16 protein-coding genes and 1 riboswitch are annotated in these 21,345 nt (G+C 58.4%); of the genes, 7 read left to right on the top strand and 9 right to left on the bottom strand.

All coding sequences use genetic code 11. The features are described from left to right. Positions 1–164: 164 nt before the first annotated feature. The 5 genes from F1C16_RS14110 to guaB form a co-directional block, all read right to left on the bottom strand. On the bottom strand, positions 165–2,462 hold the full coding sequence (locus tag F1C16_RS14110; protein ID WP_185281278.1) for a peptidylprolyl isomerase: 2,298 nt from the start codon (positions 2,460–2,462) through the stop codon (positions 165–167). 167 nt (positions 2,463–2,629) lie between these two features. Then, entirely contained in the window at positions 2,630–3,043 is a 414-nt protein-coding gene (locus F1C16_RS14105) for an ATP-binding protein (protein WP_185281277.1), read from the bottom strand. Between the two features lie 27 nt (positions 3,044–3,070). Continuing rightward, the gene (locus F1C16_RS14100) at positions 3,071–3,400 is read right to left on the bottom strand and encodes an STAS domain-containing protein (RefSeq protein ID WP_185281276.1); all 330 of its coding nucleotides are present in this window, start codon (positions 3,398–3,400) and stop codon (positions 3,071–3,073) included. 14 nt (positions 3,401–3,414) lie between these two features. Continuing rightward, a complete protein-coding gene (locus F1C16_RS14095; RefSeq protein ID WP_185281275.1) occupies positions 3,415–5,511 on the bottom strand; it encodes a GAF domain-containing SpoIIE family protein phosphatase in 2,097 nt (698 codons plus the stop codon). 343 nt (positions 5,512–5,854) lie between these two features. Beyond that, complete coding sequence (gene guaB / locus F1C16_RS14090; RefSeq protein WP_185281274.1) at positions 5,855–7,327, bottom strand: IMP dehydrogenase; 1,473 nt, start codon at positions 7,325–7,327, stop codon at positions 5,855–5,857. Positions 7,328–7,513: 186 nt separating this feature from the next. On the opposite strand from guaB, the gene galB reads away from it, so the two are divergent. Beyond that, positions 7,514–9,997: a beta-galactosidase GalB gene (gene galB / locus F1C16_RS14085; RefSeq protein ID WP_185281273.1), complete on the top strand. Its 2,484-nt coding sequence runs from the start codon at positions 7,514–7,516 to the stop codon at positions 9,995–9,997. A 114-nt stretch (positions 9,998–10,111) separates the two neighbouring features. Continuing rightward, entirely contained in the window at positions 10,112–10,957 is an 846-nt protein-coding gene (locus tag F1C16_RS14080) for an oxidoreductase (protein ID WP_185281272.1), read from the top strand. Positions 10,958–11,035: 78 nt separating this feature from the next. Here F1C16_RS14080 and F1C16_RS14075 read toward each other — a convergent pair whose 3' ends face one another. The 3 genes from F1C16_RS14075 to F1C16_RS14065 all read right to left on the bottom strand — a co-directional run bounded on the left by F1C16_RS14075 (position 11,036) and on the right by F1C16_RS14065 (position 15,105). Beyond that, on the bottom strand, positions 11,036–11,737 hold the full coding sequence (locus F1C16_RS14075; protein WP_185281271.1) for a hypothetical protein: 702 nt from the start codon (positions 11,735–11,737) through the stop codon (positions 11,036–11,038). A gap of 306 nt (positions 11,738–12,043) precedes the next feature. After that, positions 12,044–14,581 carry an ATP-dependent helicase HrpB gene (gene hrpB / locus F1C16_RS14070; protein WP_185281270.1) on the bottom strand — a complete coding sequence of 846 codons (2,538 nt, stop codon included), beginning with the start codon at positions 14,579–14,581 and terminating at the stop codon, positions 12,044–12,046. 200 nt (positions 14,582–14,781) lie between these two features. Continuing rightward, positions 14,782–15,105 carry a rhodanese-like domain-containing protein gene (locus F1C16_RS14065; RefSeq protein ID WP_185281269.1) on the bottom strand — a complete coding sequence of 108 codons (324 nt, stop codon included), beginning with the start codon at positions 15,103–15,105 and terminating at the stop codon, positions 14,782–14,784. 101 nt (positions 15,106–15,206) lie between these two features. On the opposite strand from F1C16_RS14065, the gene pnuC reads away from it, so the two are divergent. The 4 genes from pnuC to F1C16_RS14045 all read left to right on the top strand — a co-directional run bounded on the left by pnuC (position 15,207) and on the right by F1C16_RS14045 (position 17,973). Further along, positions 15,207–15,839, top strand: a complete 633-nt coding sequence (pnuC, locus tag F1C16_RS14060) for a nicotinamide riboside transporter PnuC (RefSeq protein WP_185281268.1) — start codon at positions 15,207–15,209, stop codon at positions 15,837–15,839. After that, entirely contained in the window at positions 15,840–16,376 is a 537-nt protein-coding gene (locus F1C16_RS14055) for an AAA family ATPase (RefSeq protein ID WP_185281267.1), read from the top strand. A 131-nt stretch (positions 16,377–16,507) separates the two neighbouring features. Further along, positions 16,508–17,398, top strand: a complete 891-nt coding sequence (locus F1C16_RS14050) for an aldose 1-epimerase family protein (RefSeq protein ID WP_185281266.1) — start codon at positions 16,508–16,510, stop codon at positions 17,396–17,398. A gap of 164 nt (positions 17,399–17,562) precedes the next feature. After that, positions 17,563–17,973, top strand: coding sequence for a GNAT family N-acetyltransferase (locus tag F1C16_RS14045; protein WP_185281265.1), 411 nt, complete (start codon positions 17,563–17,565; stop codon positions 17,971–17,973). Between the two features lie 126 nt (positions 17,974–18,099). On the opposite strand, the gene F1C16_RS14040 is transcribed toward F1C16_RS14045, so the two are convergent. After that, entirely contained in the window at positions 18,100–18,336 is a 237-nt protein-coding gene (locus F1C16_RS14040; protein ID WP_185281264.1) for a hypothetical protein, read from the bottom strand. Between the two features lie 213 nt (positions 18,337–18,549). Next, positions 18,550–18,657, top strand: a riboswitch (TPP riboswitch). Positions 18,658–18,721: 64 nt separating this feature from the next. On the opposite strand from F1C16_RS14040, the gene F1C16_RS14035 reads away from it, so the two are divergent. Beyond that, entirely contained in the window at positions 18,722–21,202 is a 2,481-nt protein-coding gene (locus F1C16_RS14035; protein WP_185281263.1) for a TonB-dependent receptor, read from the top strand. Positions 21,203–21,345 lie beyond the last annotated feature (143 nt).

The following is a 21,345-nucleotide window of genomic DNA, read 5'->3' as shown; positions in this document are numbered from 1 at the left end:
GGATTTTGTGGGCGGAGTGGGGCAGCGCCTCACAGCTGTGCCAGCTCATTGGGGCTACCCTACTTGCTGCGGATACCGCAAAGACCTATTAGCGTTGCATACGCTAGCCCCAACGTCCTCTACAAAATTCGTGAAATCCGTTAAAACCTGCGCTCATCCGAAGTCTATTTGGTCACCAGCTTATCGACTTCCGATTGGTTGAGCTGCACCGGATATTGCGTCCGCAACTGCTCAATCCACTGTTGCTCCAGGTAATTCTGGTAGTCGGAAGTGGCTTGGCCGCGGGCTTCGCTCAGCTTCTTGGGGCCGGCCGGTAGTTGTTCTTTGATGATAACGGAGTAGTAGCGGCCATCTAACTGCACGGGATAGGTGCCAGGACCGCGCTGCGCTACCTGGTCCACGGCTTTGCTGTCGCCCTGTTGGAACGTGCGCTGCTGAATCTTTACCCCCAATGGGTTTTTCTGATTGAGGATAGCTTCCAGCATAGCGGGGTTGTTGCTGCTTTGAGCAAATGCAACAGTTGCTGTCGCTGGTTTTGAATTGGCTGTGGCACGTAGGCGGCTGGCAGGTACTTCTCGGGAGGTGAGGTAGGCAACAACTTGCTCAGCGCGCCGGCGAGCTAGCGCAGACTTTTCACCGCGCTTTATATGGCCCACTACTTCAGTGGATACCAAAGTAGTGTCAGTCAGCAACCGATCAGCTAGCTGATTAAGGCTTGCTTGAGCCATTGAAGTGAGCTCTGCCGAACCGGCTTTAAAATCAACCGCTTTCGGCAGCTTGTCAGTCATGATTTGGTAGCGACCTACTTGCAGCGACTGCTGGGCCTCTTTCAAGACTTCCGGTGAGGCGGCGTTGATAACCGTTGCCTGCACGCGCGGCGCCCACTGGTAGTCCTGCTGGTGCTCGGTGAAAAACTTTTGTAGGCCTACGGAATCGTCAATGGCCTTGGACCATACTTTCTCGTCCATTAGCTGGAACAGCAGGATACCGTCACGGTATTCTTTTACCAGCATGCGGTAGTCCTCGTACTTGCTTTCCAGGTTGTCGCGCTCGTAGTTGGTCAGGCTCTGGTCTACGTACTGGTCGTAGAGCACCTGCATGGCGTGCTGGGGCTCATCGCCGGGGCGGGGGCGCTGGCTCTGCTCCACGTAGGCCAAGAAGTCGGTGGCGGGGTAGGCTTTGCCATTAATGGTGAATAGGGTAGGGTTAGTAGATGGCTTACCTTTTCCCTTCGTTACGGGCATGCTCACGTGTTTGAAGCGGCCATTCGCCAAGGCTGTATCAGCCTTTGCAAAAGCGTATTCTTTTCCAGCCTTATTCTCGTCAAACTTATTCTCAGTTTTCACACGCTTCAAGAAAGCCGCGTGGTTCAACTCGGAGCGCGAGTCTTTGGCTACCTTGCTCTTGAGGGTAGGCTGCATGGCTTCAAACGAAGGCACCGGCATTTTCTCAATCAGCTTGATAACGTGCCAGCCGTAAGGCGTTTGCACGGGCCGCGACAGGTCGCCTGGCTTCTGCAATTTGAAGGCAACCTCCTCGAAGCTCGGAATCATGCGGCCCGCGCCAAAGGCGGGAATCTCGCCACCGTTGGGTGCCGAGCCGGCGTCTTCCGAAAACTGCGCTACTAGCTTGTCCCAGTTCTCGCCGCGTTGCAGGCGGCTATACAGCTCGTCGATTTTCTTTTTGGCCGTGGCCGAATCAGCGGCGGGCATGTTGGGCGTGGCCCGAATCATGAGGTGGGCTACTTTGATTTCGCCCTGCGCCGTCCGGGTGTCGTTCACCTTGATGAGGTGGTAGCCAAAGCGCGTGCGCACCGGCTCCGATACCTGCCCTACCGGCGTTTTGTACGCCGCCGACTCGAAGGGGTACACCATCTGCATCGAGGTGAAATACCCCAGACGGCCACCGTTCTCGCGGGCCGAAGGGTCTTCCGAAGTCTGGCGGGCCACCGTTTCAAAGTCCTCGCCGCCGCTGGTCACGCGCTGGCGTAGGGCCTGCGTTTTCTGGTAAGCTGCCAGCGTATCCTTGGGCGCGGCATCGGGTGCTACTCTGATGAGGATGTGCGACGCGTTGATTTCCTTGCTCAGGCGGTCGTAGGCCTCGCGCACGAGCTGGTCGGTCACGCTTTTCTCGGTGAGGTAGGGCTGGGCCAGCTGTTGCCGGTAGCCATCCAACTCACGCCGGAACGCCTGGGTGGTATCCAGGCCGCGCTGCTCGGCATCGAGCACCTTCAGCTTGAAATTAGTGTACAGCTTCAGATACTCATCCACACCCGCACGGGTACCAAAATCGGGGGCTGTGCTGTTGTTTTTGCGGTATACGTAGGCAAACTCCGAGGCGGGTACCGGGTGCGTTCCCAGCGTTTCAACAACGGGTTGTTTGGTTGCCGACGTGGTTTTGGTAGACTGGCAGCCGGCCAGTAGTGCTAAGGCAGCGCCGGCGTACAGAATGCGTTTAGGCATAAAAGCAATAAATCTAAAACAGACACCCTACGCCATTGCGCAGGAAAGGACCGATGCAATTTTACGGATTTTTTCCTGCCCAGCCCGTGGAGGGCAGCACCCGCGGGCGCAAAACAAAAGGCACCCCGCGAAAGGTGCCTTCTTATGCTAAACTCGACTGTTTTTCTTCAGGAAACGCGCTTGTGCAGCCGGCAAACGTTGTATGTACCGGAGGTAGTGAACTCCACACTGTCCATAATCCGGTTGACCAGTGCCATGCCTACCCCGCCTTTTTTGCCCAGGCGCACATGCTCGTTCATGTCCGGCTCGCGGAACGTAGAAGGCCGGTAAGATATCGGGCTACTGTCCTCAATAGAAATATCCACAGCATGGTTTACGAAGTTGATACTCAGGCACAACGAGCGGGATTCATCTTCCCCATTGGCATGAATAATCAGATTTGCTACTACCTCGTCGACAGCCAGTATAATCTGGTTTAGCTGTAATTCCGACAAGTTGTAGGTAGCCAGATAGTCGTTCACGAAGTCGCGCACAACCTTCAGGTTTTCTCTACTACAACTAATGCGGATATCTTTTTTCATGAAAGCAGCGTCCGTCGACAAAACAAGTTAAATAGCAACGGCTTCTGCCTGTGTGGGTACAATCGTCATCAGCGAGTCGAGGCCCAGAATCTCGAATACGTTATGCACTTTTTCCTGCATGTTGTAGAAAATGAGCTTCACGTTGGCATCTTGCAGCCGTTGCAAGTGGGATATAAAAACGCCCAGCCCTGCCGAAGAGATATAATTGAGTCGTTGGCAGTCGATTAATATTTTTTGATAGTCCAGAACTTCCGATTTCGACAGCTCCGTATCCAGAATCACAGACGAGCTAGCGTCCAGCTCACCGTCGAGATTCAGGGTGAGCGATGTATCAGTGGCTTGTTGCGTTATTTTCATGCCTCGGCTCTACGTTAGGAGTGCGGATCAGGTTGAACAGCTTTGAATTTAATCACCAGCAACGTCTGATCGTCGTGCACGGGCTGACCATAGCTGAACTCAGCTAAGTCGCTCAAAATATGTTGTTTAATCTCCTCCGCTTCCAGGTAGTATGTGCGCTCCAGTACGCGCTGTAACCGCTCTTCCCCATATTCCTCCTTATTCTCCCCACGCGCCTCCACGATACCATCCGTATATACTACCATTACGTCGCCGGGGTTGTAATCGTAGAACTGATTTTTGATGTGTTTCTCGTAAGAGTCGTTACGGATAATACCCAAGCCCAGGCCCGCCGTGCGGAAGTAGGAAACCTCTTCCTTGATAGAGTGATAATAGAGCGTGTGGCAGTGGCCAGCGCGCGCAAATACAAATCCACCGTGCTCATAATCAATAATATAGAGCGAAGCAGTGATAAAAGATGACTTTTCCAGGCAGTGGATCAGGGCGGTGTTGGCCTGAGACATGAAACGGCTGGGCACCGGGAATTTTTCCCGGTCGTTGCGAGCCAGAGGGTTTTCCTGCATCAGCGCGTGGAAGATACCCTTCATCTGCGCCACGTGAAAGGCCGCCGTGACGCCCTTTCCCGATACGTCGCCTACCAAAATGGCTAGGCGCCTACCTGGCAGGTGTAAGAAGTCGTAAAAGTCGCCGCCTACCTCTTTGGCTGCCAAGGCAAAGGAGCTGATTTCAAACCAGTTGTCGGTAGGTAGGGTCTTCGGAATCAGGCTGTCCTGTACGGCCGAGGCAATCTTTAGCTCCTCTTGTACCCGCTCGTTTTCAATAGACGCCTGGAGCAGTTGCAGGTTTTCGATACTGAGTACCGTTTGACTGGTGAAAGTTTGTAGGATGCCCAGATTCTCGCGGTCGAAGCCGTGGCGCTGGTCCTTCAGCATATACAGGGAGCCATAGCGGCGCTTGGTAGAGCGCAACGGCATCACAATCATAGACGAAAACGGCAGCTTCAGGCTACGAAAGCCGCTGCTATTGTCCAGATCGTTGTTGAGATACTCAATGTGGCCTAGGTTGTAATCGGTGAGCAGGCTGTGAATGGCAGCGCTTTGCTCCTGCTCAATATTGAAATATTTGCCTGAGTAGCCATCTGTGGGGGTATCCAGGGTCAACCAAGCGGCATCGGCGCCCACCGTTTGCACTGCCGAGTCGAACAAGGTGCTGTAGATTTCTTTTTCGGTTTGGCCTTTCTGGATCAGCTGCGTGAGGCGTTGCAGGCTCAGGATTTCCTCGCGTTTCTGCTCAAACACACCCGCTGTAGGCAGGTTGAAAAACGTGACCAGTAGCCCTACCAGCGAATAGAACGCGGCGAAGAAAACGGTGAGCATCAAAAACGCGTGCTGGGGCGCGGGCGCTACCAGCTTGGGGTCGTGCTCGATGCGCAGGAAGTACACTACAAACACCCCCATGCACAGCAGCAAGCCTGCCTGCAACAGCACCACTTCCCATTTCTGGCGACGGTTGAGGTAGGCTACCCACTTCTGGTTGCCGCTGAGGTAGATGCCAAACAAAGCCAAGCCACCCATCACGGGGTAGGCAAGCAGGCCCGTGGGCGCCCAGTTCAGTAGACGAAACAACAGTGTACCGCCCAATAACAGCTCAAACCACAGCCACTCGCGCCGCAAGTGGGTAGGCGCCCGAAACAGGACCAACGACCGCCATGTGTAGTTGGTACTGGCCAGAAAGACGATGAACAGCGCTAGGTTAATGGTATAGATAACCGCGAAAAAGACCCGGTCATTGGTAGGCGCTTCGGCCTGAATGAAGCGCTCCAGCAGGTGCAATCCCACACAAACGCTGGCCAGGATGCCGGGCCCCAACAACAGCCGCCGCAGCAGCCCCGTGAAATCGGTGCCGCGGAGCGGGTCGGGACGATTGCGCTGGTAGAGAAACACGCCCGCTGCAAAAAGCGCCTGCGACATCAGCGTGAGCCAGGGCGCCGGGCGCCCTAACTGGGTAGCCAGCTCTGGGCTGGCGGTCAGGAGCGTGCAGTACAGCAGCACCAACCAACTCAGAATAGTGAGGGGTAGGATGACAGCTTGCAGCTTCTGGCGAAGAGACATACAGTGAAAACAAGGTAGAACTACGCCGTGCGCCGCAGCGGAGTGGCAATAGCGAAAGGGCCGACAAGATACGCAGCGCGCCGAAATCGGACGCGGGATGCTACCGGGCTGCTAAACTAATGAGCGATTTGCTAGTGCAAGTATAGACGCTATATCGCGAAAGTGGAAGCTCAACCGCAAGAGTGCAATTGGCAGGTGGTAGACACTTGCAATACAACATTATTTCGACCAGCGGGAGAAATCTCGCGTGCTCCCACTAATTTTCTGATGATTGAATTAGTACGGCACGCGAGATTTCTCCCGCTGGTCGAAATAATGTTGTAACGCAGCGTACTGCTTTTGCTTACCGGCTGCTATAGTTCGGTGCTTCGCGGGTGATCTGCACGTCGTGGGGGTGCGACTCGCGTAGGCCTGCGCCCGTGATGCGGGTGAAGCGAGCCTGTTGCAGAGTAGCAATATCGGGGGCACCGCAGTAGCCCATACCGGCCCGCAGGCCACCGGCCAGCTGGTAGAGCACCTCGGCGGCCAGACCTTTGTAGGGCACGCGGCCCACAATGCCCTCGGGCACCAGCTTTTTCACGTCGGCCTCGGCATCCTGGAAGTAACGGTCTTTCGAGCCGTCTTCCATGGCCTCTACCGAGCCCATGCCGCGGTAGCTCTTGTACTTACGGCCTTCAAACAGCGTCACTTCGCCGGGTGCCTCCTCGGTGCCGGCTAGCAGGGAGCCTACCATGATGGTAGAGGCGCCAGCTGCCAGGGCCTTCACCACATCCCCCGAAAACTTGATGCCGCCATCGGCAATCAGCGGGACGCCGGTGCCTTCCAGGCCACGGGCCGCTTCCAATACTGCTGAGAGCTGCGGCACGCCAATACCGGCAATAATGCGGGTGGTGCAGATGGAGCCGGGACCTACGCCTACCTTCACGGCATCGGCACCAGCATCGGCTAGGGCGCGGGCACCTTCGGCGGTAGCCACGTTGCCGGCAATGACTTCGAGGGTAGGAAACTGCTGCTTGATGTTGCGCACGGCGTCCAGCACGCCTTTGCTGTGGCCGTGGGCGGTGTCCACGCTCACCACGTCTACGCCGGCTTCTACTAGGGCCGCAATGCGGTCCAGCAAATCAGCCGTCACGCCCACAGCGGCGCCTACCCGCAGGCGGCCGAACTCATCTTTGCAGGCGTTAGGCGAACGGCGGCGCTTGCGAATGTCGCGGTAGGTAATCAAGCCCACCAGCTTGCCGTCCTTGTCTACCACGGGCAGCTTCTCCACTTTTGAATCCTGGAGGATTTCTTCGGCAATACTGAGGGCAGTGCCGGCGGCGGCCGTTACGAGACTTTCGCGGGTCATTACCTCCGACACCGGGCGGTTCATATCCTTTTCAAAGCGCAGGTCGCGGTTGGTGAGGATGCCTTTGAGGCGGCGCTGATCGTCCACAATCGGAATGCCGCCAATCTTGTTGTCGCGCATCATCTGCTTGGCGTCGCCGAGGGTAGCGGTGTCTTCCAGCGTGAAGGGGTCGAGGATGATGCCGCTTTCCGAGCGTTTCACGCGGCGCACCAGCTCAGCCTGCGCCTTGATGCTCATGTTTTTGTGCACCATGCCAATGCCGCCTTCCTGGGCCATGGCAACAGCCATATCGGCTTCGGTCACGGTGTCCATCGCCGCCGAAACAAAGGGCAGGTTTAAGCGAATGTTGCGGGTGAGCTGGGAGCTGGTGTCGGCGTCGCGGGGCAGTACTTCGGAGTAGGCCGGAAGTAGCAGGACGTCATCGTAGGTAAGGGCCTCGAAGGCAATTTTGGCAGCGTAGTCGGCCATGGCAACAAGAAGGTTAGGTGCTACTTATTGCCGGACAAAGCTACGACGAAAAGTTGGCTTGCGTGTTATCAAACTATGAAAGATGCGCTGCAAATCCATTCTAGCAAGAGGCATTGGTGCAAACGGACCGCCCGATTTCCCCTACCTTGCGCTACGCAAACGTTTGTCTAAACTGACCTAGTCCATATGCCTCGTTTCCATTACCCCGCTTTCGCAGCGGGTTTTCTGTTGCTGTTTGCTTCTGCGTCCGTCCCTGGCTTTGCTCAAAAACACCACGACTACCTCCTGACCGATAACTGGAAGTTTACAAAAGGCGAGGTCGCCAACGCCGCCGCCCCAGCCTTCCGCGACGCGAAGTGGCAGACCGTCAGTGTACCGCACGACTGGGCCATCTACGGCCCGTTCGGCGCCGACAACGATAAGCAGCAAGTGAAGATTGAGCAGAACAAAGAGGAGCAGGCTACGGTGAAAACCGGCCGCACGGGCGGCCTACCCTTTGTGGGGGTAGGGTGGTACCGTCGTCAACTGGAGGTGCCGGGCTTTGGGGCCGGCAAGCGGGCGGTGCTACTGTTTGATGGGGCAATGAGCAATGCCCAGGTATTCATAAACGGCAAGGAGGTTGGCCGCTGGCCTTATGGCTACAACTCGTTCTATTTCGACATCACCGACTACCTGCAAACTGGCGGCAACAACACGCTGGCCGTGCGCCTGGAAAATCAGCCGGAGTCGTCGCGCTGGTACCCAGGGGCGGGGCTGTACCGCAACGTGCACCTTATCGTGAGCAACGACGTGCACATTCCGGTGTGGGGCACCTACCTCACCACGCCCGAAATCAACACGGAGTTTGCCAAAGTCAAGCTGAAAACCAAGGTAGAAACGCCGGGCAACACCTTCCAGCCGCTGCGCCTGGAAACCGAAGTGCGCGACGCCACCGGGCAGGTGGTGGCTACTACCTCGTCTACCCTGGCGGCCACTGACCAGCAGGAGTTCGAACAAAACTTGGTGGTGAAAGCGCCTAAGCTCTGGTCGCCGGAAACGCCTACCCTCTACACAGCTACCTCCAAGCTGTATGCGGGTGATGTGCTGAAAGACGAGTACAAGACGCCGTTTGGCATTCGGTCATTTAAGTTTGAGGCCGGTAAAGGCTTCTCCCTGAACGGGCAGCCGCGCAAGTTTAAGGGCGTGTGCAACCACCACGACCTGGGCCCACTGGGCACAGCCGTAAACACGGCCGCTCTGCGCCGGCAGCTGGTGCTGCTGAAAGATTTGGGCTGCGATGCCATCCGGACCACCCACAACATGCCCGCGCCGGAACTGGTGCAGCTCTGCGACGAAATGGGCTTCATGCTGATGGTAGAGTCCTTTGATGAGTGGAAAACGCCCAAGGTGAAAAACGGCTACAGTCAGTATTTCGACGAGTGGGCCGAGAAGGACCTTGTGAATATGGTGCACCAATACCGTAGCAACCCTTCGGTGATTATGTGGAGCATCGGCAACGAGGTGCCCGACCAGAGCGCGCCCGGCGGCAACAAGATTGCCAAGCGTCTGCAAGACATTGTGCACCGCGAGGACCCTACCCGCCCCGTCACGGCCGGCATGGACCGCATCGACGATGCCATCAAAAACAACTTCGCCTCGGTGCTCGATGTACCGGGCTTCAACTACAAGCCCCACCGCTACCCCGAGGCCAACAGCAAGCTGCCGCAGGGATACCTGCTGGGCTCCGAAACCGCTTCTACCGTTAGCTCGCGGGGCGAGTACAAGTTTCCGGTGGAGCTGGCGAAACAGAAGAAATACCCCGATAACCAGTCGTCGTCCTACGACGTGGAATACTGCGTGTGGTCGCAAATTCCGGACATCGAGTTTGCCGCCCAGGACACGTTACCCTATGTGGCCGGTGAGTTTGTGTGGACGGGCTTCGACTACCTGGGCGAGCCCACGCCTTACGACGAGTCGTGGCCTTCGCACAGCTCCTACTTCGGTATTCTGGACCTAGCGGGCATGCCCAAAGACCGGTACTACCTCTATCGCGCCCGCTGGAACACCCAAGCGCCTACCCTGCATGTGCTGCCGCACTGGACCTGGCCCGGCCGCGAAGGCCAGACCACGCCCGTGTATTGCTACACCAATTCGCCCTCGGCCGAGCTATTTGTGAACGGCAAGAGCATGGGCCGCCAAACCAAATCCAATACCGCCGACCTGCGCACCCGCAACCGCTTGATGTGGAACGACGTGCAGTACCAGCCCGGCAGCATCAAAGTGGTAGCCTACGATGCCCAGGGCAAAGCCATAGCCGAAGAAACCGTACGCACCGCCGGCAAACCCCACCACATCCGCCTAGTAGCCGACCGCACCCAGCTCATCGCCGACGGCCAGGACCAGGCCTACATCACCGCCCGGGTAGAAGATGCCCAGGGCAACCTCTGCCCCGATGCCACCGAACAGCTGCGTTTCAAAGTAAGCGGCGCGGGCAGCTTCCGGGCCATCGGCAACGGCGACCCTACCTCGCTGGAGTCGTTCCAGGCGCCGCAGATGCACGCGTTTCATGGACAGCTGGTCGCCATTGTGCAAACGACAGGCAAGCCTGGTACCGTGCGCGTGCAGGCTACCGCCAAAGGGGTGAAGAATGGGGAAGTGACGTTGCAGACGGCCGCGGGGAAAGCGCGGTAGTTGGTTTTTTTAACGGGGCCCGGCCCAACCTTCTGCTGAGCTTTGGAGTTGAAAAGTCAGTCGGGCGCGATACAATAGCGTCTAGCTGACTTCTTACTTATAACTCCACCCCTCATGGCAACTACAAAAAACTGGTTTATAACCGGCGTTAGCACCGGCTTCGGTGCGTCGCTAGCCGATTTACTCCTCAAAAAAGGTGATAAAGTAGCCGCTACCTTCCGCAAACAGGAACAAGTAGACGAATTCACGAAGAAAGCCGGCGAGCAAGGCCTGGGCGTACTGTGCGACGTGTCGGACGAGGCGCAGGTGCAGCAGGCAATTCAGCAGTCCATCGACGCGCTGGGCCACATAGATGTCGTAGTGAACAACGCAGGCTACGGCTCATTGGGCAGCATCGAAGAAATTGATGACAAAGAAGTACAGCGCCAATTCGACGTGAACGTGTTTGGTCCGCTACGTGTGCTGCGCGCCGTGCTGCCCCACCTGCGCGAGCAGAAAAGCGGCCACGTGCTCAACATTACCAGCGTAGGCGGTTTGAAAACCTTCCCGGGGGTAGGTATCTACAACGCGTCAAAATTTGCGCTCGAAGCTATTGGCGAAAGCCTGGCCCAGCAAGTGAAACCGCTTGGTATCAAAGTTACCAATATTGAGCCCAGCGGCTTTCGTACAGAGTGGGCCGGTGGCTCAGCTACCTACGTGGATACCAACATTGAGGACTACCGCTCTACGGTAGGCGAAAACCTGAAAGGCATTCAGAGCTACAGTGGTAAGCAGCCCGGCGACCCCGACCGCGCCGCGCAAATCATGTACGATTTGGTGCGTGAGGAAAATCCACCCCTGCACCTGCCCATTGGCAAAGCTGCTGTGAAAGGTGCCCGCGACAAGTTCACGGAGCTGGTAAAAGAGCTGGCGCAAGTGGAAGAGCTAGGAAACTCAGCTGATTTCCCGGAGGATAAATAATGTTGCTAGTACGTCGAAAAAAGCCCCGTAGCGTTTAGCTGCGGGGCTTTTCGGTTTTTCAGCAACGAAAAATTGTAGCTAGAACTTTGCACCAACGCTTAGCTGAAACTCCCGGATGCGGTACTCCGCATCGTATGTATAAGGACCATTAAGCTCACCTTCGAAGCGCGAGGCACCCGGAATCAGCACGTTGTAGGGCGTGTCAGAAACCGTGGCGGACAGCAGCAGCCAGTCGTTGGTGAAATAGAGGCCGGGTTGAATGAAGGTATAGCTGTAGCCGTTGTGGCTGAGGTTGACCATTTGCCCTACCGCCACGCCGGGCATCAGGTGGGCCGAGGTGCCCAAGTTGAACCGGTAGTAGATGCCCCAGTCGGCGCGGGCGCGGGCGAGCAGGCGGCTGATATGCTGATTTTCATAGGCCGTAATGATGTCGTTGACCACCGTTTGGGTGTAGCCGGTTTTGTAGTTCAGGTGCTGCATGTCCAGCCCCAGCGTGGCCGCCAGCACCACACGCTCCGACAGTGGCTTGAAGGCCTTCACCTGCATAAAGCCCGAAAACGTGTTGCGTATCGTTATTTTACGCTGATCCTCCGGGAACACGAGCGAGGCTGACCGCGGGCTATACGTTCCCCCGTACGACATAGCGCGAAAGTCACTGATTTTGGGGCCGGCTTCGAAGTAAAATGCCCATTTGGTAGGGGTGTACTGGGCCACGCTCGGGCGACTCAGCAAGGCCCCGGTTACTGTTAGTAAAAGGGCAGGCACGTAAGATTTAAGCATACAAGGCAACAGTGGAAAGTGGATAGATCAAATAAGGCCCGCTTATTCAAGTGTAATGCCAAAATATCTTACTTTATTAATATTAATTGACATAAGTTGTAGAATAGCCGCGTAGCGGCTATAGGTTTGTAGAAAAATATCGATTCTAACGCGCCGCGCATCCCTTATTCGTGGCGTACTACAAAACTGGAGCCGCTACGCAGCTACTCCATTACTTGTGTAAATAGCATTATCTCCAATGCTTCTAGGAAGATCATATAAAGACTCTGCATCAGGGTAGCAAAACCGCAAAAAGATGCTGCCTGCCTACAACCCGTTCTGCTTTTTGGTGCCTCGAATAGCCTGTGCTTCCAATGGGTTTTCGGGCCAGTAGTGCTTGGGATAGCGGCCGCGTAGTTCCTTGCGCACCTCGAAGTAGCTGCTGGTCCAGAAACTGCGTAGGTCGCGGGTCACCTGGGCGGGGCGGTAGCCGGGCGAGAGCAGGTGTAGGGTGAGCGGCACCGCGCCGCCGCCTACCATGGGTGTGTCGAGCAGGCCAAAGACCTCCTGTAAGCGCACGGCCAGCACAGGCGCGGTGGGGTCGTGGTAGTCGAGGCGGATGCGCGAGCCGGTGGGGACTTCCAGGTGGGTAGGGGCGAGGCGGTCCAGCTCTTGGCGCTGTGCCCAGCCGTCGGGCAGCCAGTTCAGCAAGGTCTCGCCTAGGTCTAGCTTGTTGATGTCGGCGGTGGAGCGCACGCCATCCAGGAACGGCCCCAGCCACTCAGGTAGCGCCTCCAGCAACGCTGCATCCGATACCTCGGGCCACTGCTGGGGCCGCAGGTGGTGCAGAAACGCCAGCCGCTCCCGCACCTGCGTAGCCGCCTCCGTCCACGGCAACCGACTGATGCCATCGGCCCGCAGATGGTCGAGCACTACGGTAGCCACCGTTTCTGGCGTGGGCTGAGGTAGGGCAGATTCAGCTAGAACCAGTGCACCCAACCGTTGCGTGCGGCGGGCCACCACGCGGCCAGCGATATCGTCCCAACGCACCTGCTCCTGTGCTTCGATGAGGTAGGCGAAGTGCTGTTCGAGCTCGGCGCGACTAACGGGCGCGGCCAGTCCGGCTCGTGGCTGCGCGGCCACGCCATCCAGCGTAGCTACGGCAAAAAACGTGTCGCTGGCGCTGAAAAACTCCGCCGGCAACGTCGCCCGCTGGCCCGATACCAAGCGCACGCGTTCGGGCGTTTCGCGCTGGGCGAGGCGGTCGGGGTAGGCGAGGGCCGTGAGTAGGCCGGCCGCGTCGGGTTCCAAGGAAGTAGCTTCTACCCCGGCCCGGCGGCGCAGGACTGTAGCAGCTTCGCGTACGCGGCGCAGCGTGTCCTGGTCGGGGTGCAGGCCGGGTAGGGGCGCCCGGCCGGTTTCCAGCGCTTCCAGGCGCAGGCGCACATCGGGCGGCCCAAAGGAGCCGTCGGTGGGGCGCAGCAGGTCGCGCTCAGTGAGAAGGGCGGCCAGGGCGCAGGCTGTGGGGCCTTGCCCTACCTCTTTGCCTCGCACCACTAAGTGCGCCAGGCGCGGTGCTAGCCCAAGCCCTGCCAGTGCCCGGCCGTGGGGGGTAGGGCGGCCATCGGGTTGGAGGGCATGAAGCCGCACCAATAGTTCGCGGGCCAAAGCCAGCGCGGCGGTGGGCGGCGCATCGAGCCAACGCAGGGCCTGGGCATCGTAGGCACCCCAAAGTGCCAGCTCCAGGGCCAGGGCGCTCAGGTCGGCCGTCAGGATTTCGGGTGCGAGGTAGGCGGGTAGCTGGTGATGGTCGGCGGCGGTCCAGAGGCGGTAGCAGGTGCCGGGACCAAGGCGGCCGGCGCGGCCCCGGCGCTGGTCGGCAGCGGCTTGGCTTACGGGCTGGGTAGTGAGGGTAGAAAGACCAGTGCGCGGCTCAAATTGCGGCACGCGGGCATAGCCGCCGTCTACCACAATCGTCACGCCCTCAATGGTTAAGCTGGTTTCGGCGATGCTGGTGGCCAATACCACTTTGCGCCGGCCGGCTGACGCTGGCCGCAGGGCAGCATCCTGCTGTTCCAAAGGTAGTTCGCCGTGTAGCACGTGCAGGTCGGTGGTGGGAGCGAGGGTAGGGGCCAGGCGCTCGGCCACGCGGCGCTGATCGGCTAGGCCGGGCAGAAAGGCCAGCACGTCGCCGGTGGCGTGGGTGGTCAGGGCTTCGCGGATAACGGCGGGCATCAGGTCTTGCAGCCGCTCGTGGGGCCGGCGGCTGGCGCTGCCCGCCCGCGCTGGCGTGAGGTAGTGCGTCTCGATGGGGTAGCTAAGACCAGCGCTACGCACCACCGGCGCGCTCAGCCAAGCACCCAACCGCTCGGCCTCCAGCGTAGCCGACATCACTAGCAACCGCAAATCGGGGCGGAGTACGGCCTGTGCGTCTAGTGCCAGGGCCAAGCCAAGGTCAGCCTGCAAGCTCCGCTCGTGAAACTCATCAAACAGCACGGCTGCCACGCCTTCCAGCGCGGGGTCGTCCTGAAGTTGGCGCGTCAGAATCACTTCCGTGACTACCTCAATCCGCGTTTTCGCGGAGACTTTGCTTTCCAGGCGCATGCGGTAGCCCACGGTTTGGCCGACTGGTTCACCCAGCAACTGCGCCATGCGCGTGGCCGCCGCCCGCGCCGCCAGCCGCCGCGGCTCCAGTACAATAATGCGCCCGCCGGACGGCATCCAGTCGGCTTCGAGCAGGGCCAACGGCACCAGCGTGGTTTTGCCCGCGCCAGGCGGGGCCTGTAACACCGCGCAGGCGTTGTGGCCGAGGGTAGCAAGCAACTCGGGTAGGGCAGCGCGGATGGGGAGGTCGGGGAGATGCACGGGTGGCTAGTGGAGTAGTTACTGTAATACGTTTGTCATTCTGAGCCTGCGAAGAACCTTCTCACAGCTGGAACACTACCACACGAAGTCGTTCTCGTCATTTAGTATCAACTACCAATGACTCGTTCTGCCGTGAGAAGGTCCTTCGCAGGCTCAGGATGATAGACGTATTTCAATTCAATTTTTAGCAATCAACACTGCTAATACACCGCTACCTCAGGGTCTACATCGCGGCTCCAAGCGTCGATGCCGCCTTTCAGATTGAGCAAATTGGTGAGGCCGTGGCGATGCTGCAAAAACGCCAGGGCCTGCATAGAGCGCACACCGTGGTGGCAAATGAGCACTACGGGCCGGTCGGTGGCTATTTCCTCGGTGCGGCGCGGCAACTCGCCTAGCGGAATCAGGTGGCTGCCCTCGATGCGGCAGTAGTCGTACTCCATGGGCTCACGCACGTCGATGAGCTGGAAAGTTTCGCCGCGTTGCTGGCGGGCGTGCAGGTCGGAGGGCGTGAGGTCAGGCAGCATAGGTAGCGAGGAAAGGTAGGTTGCAAAAATACGGCGCGGCTCGGTAGGTTTGGGTAGCTTTGGCCGCACCCGGTTGGGTGCTCACTCAAACACGCGTTGTTTTGCTGCATTCTCTGTACGAATTCTGGACGGCCGCCGTGGGCAACACGCCGCTGGAATGGGTAGCCGTTGTCACGGGGTTTTTGTGCGTGTGGCTGGCCGCCCGCGAATCGCTGTGGAACTTCCCGGTAGCCATTGTGAGCTGTACGCTCTACATTCTGGTTTACCACGACAGCAAGCTCTACGCCGACCGCAACCTGCAAGTCGTATTCATCCTGTTGAGCCTGTACGGTTGGTACGAATGGCTCTACGGCGGCGCCCGCCGCACCGAGCTAACGGTGTCGCGCACGCGCCCTCAGGAGTGGCTGCTGCTCGCGCTGGGCGCGGCCGCTTTCACGGGTGGCTTCGGCTACTACCTGCAACACTACACCGACGACACCATTCCCTACCTCGACAGCCTGACCACGGCCATAAGCCTGGCCGCGCAGTATCTGATGATGCGTAAGCGCCTGGAAAACTGGTTGCTGTGGATTGGTGTCGATGCCTTGTATGTGCCTATTCTGTGGCACAAACAGCTCTACCCTACCAGCGGCCTTTACGCATTGTACCTCGTGCTGGCCGTGTATGGCTACGTGGAGTGGAAACGCGCTGCTCAGGTAGCGCAAGCTACTGGCACCTCCAATTCAGCCATCTAAATGCTACGCGTTTCCCTCACCGGCCCCGAATCGACGGGCAAAAGCACGCTGAGCCGCCTGCTGGCCGCGCACTACGGCACCGCCCACGCGCCCGAGTATGCTCGCGCCTACCTCGATCAACGCGGCCCTGCCTACACCCTGCCCGACCTAGAGGCCATTGCCCGCGGCCAACTTGCCGCCGAAGCTCAAGCCACGGCCGAAGCGGCGGCGGCCGGCAAACCGGTGGTATTTTTTGATACCGATTTGTTGGTGATAAAAATCTGGGCCGAGCACGCTTTCGGGCAGTGTCCTACCTGGATTACCGACCACCTGCACCAACATCCCCACGACTTGACCTTACTGCTCGACGTGGACCTGCCCTGGGAGCCCGACCCCCTGCGCGAACACCCGGACCCCGCGCAGCGTCAGTATTTCTATGAGTGGTACCGGCGGGAATTGCAGGGCATACCCAGCCAATTTGTGGAAGTAGGTGGGCCGCCGACTGAGCGGCTGGCACGGGCTGTAGCGGCAGTGGATGCGTTGCTGCGGAATAGTTAGTAAGCGCCGATCTGCGTATACATTACTACGGCTATACTAATGAGAACGTCATTTCTCGACAAGCTCGAAATGACGTTCTGGATACAAACGTTCTTTCGAAAGCCCCATAGCTCATATCCCTACCCCAACCCATGCAACACACGCTCATCAACGACCACTGCCGCGTCACGATCAACACCAAAGGAGCCGAGCTGGCTAGCTTCGTCCGTACCGATTCGCAACAGAACCCGCCTGAGCTGGAATATATGTGGCAGGCCGACCCGGCCGTGTGGGGCCGCCACGCGCCGGTGCTGTTCCCTATCGTTGGCAAGCTGCCGCAGGACACTTACCTGCATCAGAGCAAAGAGTATAAATTGCCCCAACACGGCTTCGCCCGTGACCGGGAATTTGCCTTGGTACAGCAAACGGAAACCGAACTGACATTTGAGTTACACGCCGACGAACAGAGCAAGCAGGTATACCCCTTCGATTTTGTGCTGCGGATTTCCTACCACCTGCACGAGCTAACCCTGGACGTGCGCTGGCAAGTGCTGAACCCCGCCACCAATCAGGAGCTGCTGTTCAGCATCGGGGCACACCCGGCGTTCCGGTGCCCGCTGCTGCCTGGCGAAACGTTTGAGGACTACACTTTCCATTTCGACCACCCCGTTACGTTCGAGCGGTACTTGCTGCAAGGCGGCCTACTCTCCGGCGAAACGGAGCCAGTGCTAAATCAGCAAACCGAGCTGCCGCTGACGTACGACTTGTTCAAAGACGATGCGCTGGTGCTCAAGCATTTCGACTTTTCTACCATTACGCTGCGCAATTCCCGCTCCGACCGCGCCGTGCGTCTGCGCTTCGACGGCTTTCCCTACCTCGGCCTCTGGACCAAAGGCCCCGGCGCCGAGTTTGTGTGTGTAGAGCCCTGGCAAGGCATTGCCAGCACAGTAGGTACCCCCGTGGAACTAGCTGATAAGGAAGGTATTCTGACCTTGGCTCCCGGCCAGGAGTTCAATGCCGCGTATTCTATTGCTGTGCAGTAAATTCATTTCTCTGTCATCCTCTTTTTCCCTGTCATCCTGAGCTTGCGAAGGACCTTCTCACGCTAGAACAACCGACATAACAATGACTCGTTCTCACGTAAGAAAGTCCTTCGCTTCACTCAGGATGACAGAGAAAAAACATTCAACTACCTAGTAGCTCGCGCATGCATATCCAACCTATCACCCCCGAGCAAACCCACGCCCTGCGCCACCAGGTACTGTGGCCCGACAAACCGTTGGCATACGTGCAACTGCCGGAAGATGCTGATGGACACCATTTTGGGGTGTTTGAAGGAGAGAACCTGGTAGCGGTGATTTCGTTGTTTGTGGATGCGCGGGGCGAGGCGCGGTTTCGCAAGTTTGCTACCCAACCCGATTTCCAGGGGCAGGGCATTGGCACGGCGCTGCTCACGCACGTGCTAGGCGAGGCCATTCGCTTGGGCGCACACGTCATTTGGTGCAACTCGCGCCAGTCGGCCGCTGATTTTTACCGGCGTTTTGGGATGGAGCCGGAAAGGGAGGTATTCTATAAAGGTCCGATTCCGTACGTGCGGATGCAGCGCCGCTTGCCGTAGCGTCCGCCCTGAGGGGCTTACACGCAAAGAACCCCTTTTGAGGGTAGGCTCTCTCTTTCAGCCACGAATTGAGAGAAAGCCAGCCCACTAGAAGGGGTTCTTGTTTTTTGAGGGGAAAGCCAGCGGCTACACCAGCGGTGCGGCCGGGCGCGTGGGTACGCCCCGGTTGTAATCGGGCTCCCAATCGTTGATGGGGCGGGTGATGCCGGGCGGCAAATCTAGGTCGGGTAGGCCGTCGTCGAGGGGCTCGCCGCCTTCGTCGTCGTTATCGGGGTAGGGGGGACGTAGGAAACGCCGCTTGGGCATCACCAGGAAATACGCCAGTACGGCAAAGACCAGAAGGGTATAGATCAGACTGATCATGGCGGAAGCAGGTGGGTGAATCGACGAGGGAAAGGACGACGAAAGACTACTGTCAGTCAGTTAACTAACGGCAGTCGGGGCCGAGTTGTTTTCGGAAAAAGTCACTTTTTCAACCCCTCCGCCCGCGTCTACCCAAGATACGAAGTTCTGGCGCGAAAGAAAAATAGCCGCGTGCTTCTGCTTGTAACTGGCCGGTGCAGCGCCTACTTTTGCTGCATAGTTTAGGGGTGCTACCCCGCCTATTGGCGGCCAGTGGCTGAGATCATACCCATTGAACCTGATCCGGATAATGCCGGCGAAGGGAACAGACGATCCGCGAACGTGAAAACCCGAGTGGTGCCGACCCCTGGCACCGGGCCCGTTCCACTTTTCTGCTTTTGCATTCTTGAAAAATGTACTGGTTTTGGGCACCGCGCTGTTGGCGCTGCCCGTAGCGGCCTGGGCGCAAGGTCCCGTGTCCGGCATCATCACCGATGCCCGCACAGGCACGCCGCTACCCGGCGCTACCGTACTGCTCGACGGCGCTACCGGCGTGGTAACCGACGCGGCCGGCGGCTTCTCCCTACCCGCTGTGCCAGCTGGCGCACACACGCTCCGCATCACGTTTGTGGGCTACGACCCCATCACGCGCACCGTGCAGGGGCAAGCCACCGCGCAGCGCCTCACAGTGCCGTTGCAGACCGGCGGTGTGCTCACCGGCGAGGCCCTCGTAACGGCCCAACGCGCCAACGAGCGCACGGCCACCGCCTACACCAACCTGGGCAAGGAAGACCTAGCCAAGCGCAACTTCGGCCAAGACCTGCCCTACCTGCTCGACCAAACGCCTTCGGTGGTGGTCAATTCCGATGCCGGGGCGGGCGTGGGCTACACCGATATCCGTATTCGGGGCACCAGCAACACGGGTATCAACATGACCATCAACGGGGTGCCGCTGAACGATGCGGAGTCGCACGGGTCGTTTTTGGTGAATTTGCCGGATCTGGCGTCTTCCGTTAATTCCTTGCAGGTGCAGCGGGGGGTAGGTACCAGTCAGAACGGCGGCGCGGCCTTCGGAGCCAGCATCAACATCTCTACCCTGGATGTGCGCCGCGAGGCCTACGCCGAAACGCAAAACACCTACGGCTCTTTTAACACCTGGAAAAACAACGTGCAGTTTGGCACCGGCCTGATTAATGGCCACTTCACGGTAGATGGCCGCCTGTCGCGCATTGCCACGGATGGCTATATGAATCGAGCGTCGTCGGATTTGAAGTCGTACTACTTTGCGGCGGGCTACCAGGGCAAGAATACCATGCTGAAGTTCATTACCTTCTCGGGCCGCGAGAAAACCTACCAGGCCTGGAACGGTGTGCCCGAACCGGCCATTACTGGCAACCAGACTCTGCTTCAGAACTACATCGACAACGGCGAGCTGAGCGAAGCTGATGCCGAGCGCGTGCGCCGCGAGGGTAGGCGCTACAGCTACTACACCTACGACAACCAAACCGACAACTACCAGCAAAACCACTATCAACTGCACCTTTCCCAGCAGTTGGGTCCCGACTGGAACGTGGGCGCGGCCCTGCACCTTACGCGCGGTTTTGGCTACTACGAGAGCTACCGCGCCCGCCGCCGCTTCACCGATTATGGCTTGCAAAACGTGATTATCGGCGGCGATACCATCACGCGCACCAACCTAGTAGACCGCAAATGGCTGGATAATTACTTCTACGGCGGCACCTTCGCGCTCAACTACCAGCCCCGCGATGGCAAGCTGCAAGCCAACATAGGCGGCGCCTGGAATCAGTTTGATAACGACCACTACGGCGAAGTGATTTGGGCGCAGTACGCTTCCAACAGCACCATTCGCCAGCGCTACTACTTCAACAACGCCCGCAAAACCGACTACAACGCCTACGCCCGCGCCACCTGGCAAGTGCTACCCAAGTTGGGCGTGTACGGCGACATGCAGGTGCGCCACATCACGTATACTATTGATGGCGTGGAGGATGAGCAGAACGACGTGCGCACCCGCGCCCGCTACACGTTCTTCAACCCCAAAGCCGGCGCTACCTTCGCCCTGGCCGAAGGGCAGCAGCTCTACGCCAGCTTTGCCGTGGGCCAACGCGAGCCCGTACGCTCCGACTTCACCGACCGTCCTGCCGGCGATGTAGGCGCTAAAGCCGAGCGCCTCAACGACTGGGAGGGCGGCTACCGCTTCACTCGCGCCAATGGTCGATTGTTAGGCTTTCCAGCCACCGTGCGCGTTGAGATTAACGGGTTTTATATGAGCTACCGCAACCAGTTGGTAGCCACCGGCCAGCTCAACGATGTGGGCACGCCTCTGCGGACTAATGTAGCTCGTAGCTACCGGCGTGGGGTAGAGCTAACGGAGTTTGCCTCTATCAATGATAAGCTAAGCCTGAGCAGCACGCTCACGGTCAGCCAAAACCGCATTCTGAATTATCAGGGCATCAGTTACGACGCTGATTACAACCCCGTGACGGAAGCGCCGCGCACGAGCACCATTTCCTACTCGCCTTCGGTAGTATCGGCGCACACGCTGGAGGGGCAGCCGCTGCCGGGCCTGCGCCTGGCGCTGCTCTACAAAACCGTGAGCCGCCAGTACCTCGACAACACCACCAACGAGGACCGGCGCATCAAGCCCTACCAAGTGCTCGATTTCCGGGCGCGCTACACCATCCGGCCAAAGTTTGTGAAGGAAATTGAGTTGGGTTTGCTAGTAAATAACGTGCTAAACCGTCGCTACGTAGCCAACGGCTACACCTACAGCTACCTCGGCGCCAGCGGCGGCCTCGACACGTTCAACTGGTACTTCCCGCAGGCTACGCGTAATTTCCTAGCGTCGGTAGGCGTCAATTTCTAGACCACGGATTCGCTCGGATTTATCGGATGACACGAATTTCGTGGACGGTTTTCCTTTCCGAAAAAGCGCCCATTATCAACAAAAAAGCCTCGCAGTTTGCGAGGCTTTTTTGTTGTCTCCTGTACGGTGATAAGTTGGAGGAA

It is taken from the genome of Hymenobacter sp. NBH84, from assembly GCF_014217645.1.
In the GTDB taxonomy this organism is placed as follows: Bacteria; Bacteroidota; Bacteroidia; order Cytophagales; family Hymenobacteraceae; genus Hymenobacter; species Hymenobacter profundi.
Note: the sequence above shows the minus strand (reverse complement) of the source record. Positions and strands in the feature narration are given on the sequence as shown.

What these genes read in the sequence shown, in the direction of transcription:
- F1C16_RS14075 (WP_185281271.1), bottom strand. Translation starts at nt 11,737, where the DNA reads ATGCTTAAATCTTACGTGCCTGCCCTTTTACTAACAGTAACCGGGGCC.
- F1C16_RS14045 (WP_185281265.1), top strand. Translation starts at nt 17,563, where the DNA reads ATGCATATCCAACCTATCACCCCCGAGCAAACCCACGCCCTGCGCCAC.
- F1C16_RS14050 (WP_185281266.1), top strand. Translation starts at nt 16,508, where the DNA reads ATGCAACACACGCTCATCAACGACCACTGCCGCGTCACGATCAACACC.
- galB (WP_185281273.1), top strand. Translation starts at nt 7,514, where the DNA reads ATGCCTCGTTTCCATTACCCCGCTTTCGCAGCGGGTTTTCTGTTGCTG.
- F1C16_RS14105 (WP_185281277.1), bottom strand. Translation starts at nt 3,043, where the DNA reads ATGAAAAAAGATATCCGCATTAGTTGTAGTAGAGAAAACCTGAAGGTT.
- F1C16_RS14100 (WP_185281276.1), bottom strand. Translation starts at nt 3,400, where the DNA reads ATGAAAATAACGCAACAAGCCACTGATACATCGCTCACCCTGAATCTC.
- F1C16_RS14040 (WP_185281264.1), bottom strand. Translation starts at nt 18,336, where the DNA reads ATGATCAGTCTGATCTATACCCTTCTGGTCTTTGCCGTACTGGCGTAT.
- F1C16_RS14110 (WP_185281278.1), bottom strand. Translation starts at nt 2,462, where the DNA reads ATGCCTAAACGCATTCTGTACGCCGGCGCTGCCTTAGCACTACTGGCC.
- guaB (WP_185281274.1), bottom strand. Translation starts at nt 7,327, where the DNA reads ATGGCCGACTACGCTGCCAAAATTGCCTTCGAGGCCCTTACCTACGAT.
- F1C16_RS14065 (WP_185281269.1), bottom strand. Translation starts at nt 15,105, where the DNA reads ATGCTGCCTGACCTCACGCCCTCCGACCTGCACGCCCGCCAGCAACGC.
- F1C16_RS14055 (WP_185281267.1), top strand. Translation starts at nt 15,840, where the DNA reads ATGCTACGCGTTTCCCTCACCGGCCCCGAATCGACGGGCAAAAGCACG.
- F1C16_RS14095 (WP_185281275.1), bottom strand. Translation starts at nt 5,511, where the DNA reads ATGTCTCTTCGCCAGAAGCTGCAAGCTGTCATCCTACCCCTCACTATT.
- F1C16_RS14080 (WP_185281272.1), top strand. Translation starts at nt 10,112, where the DNA reads ATGGCAACTACAAAAAACTGGTTTATAACCGGCGTTAGCACCGGCTTC.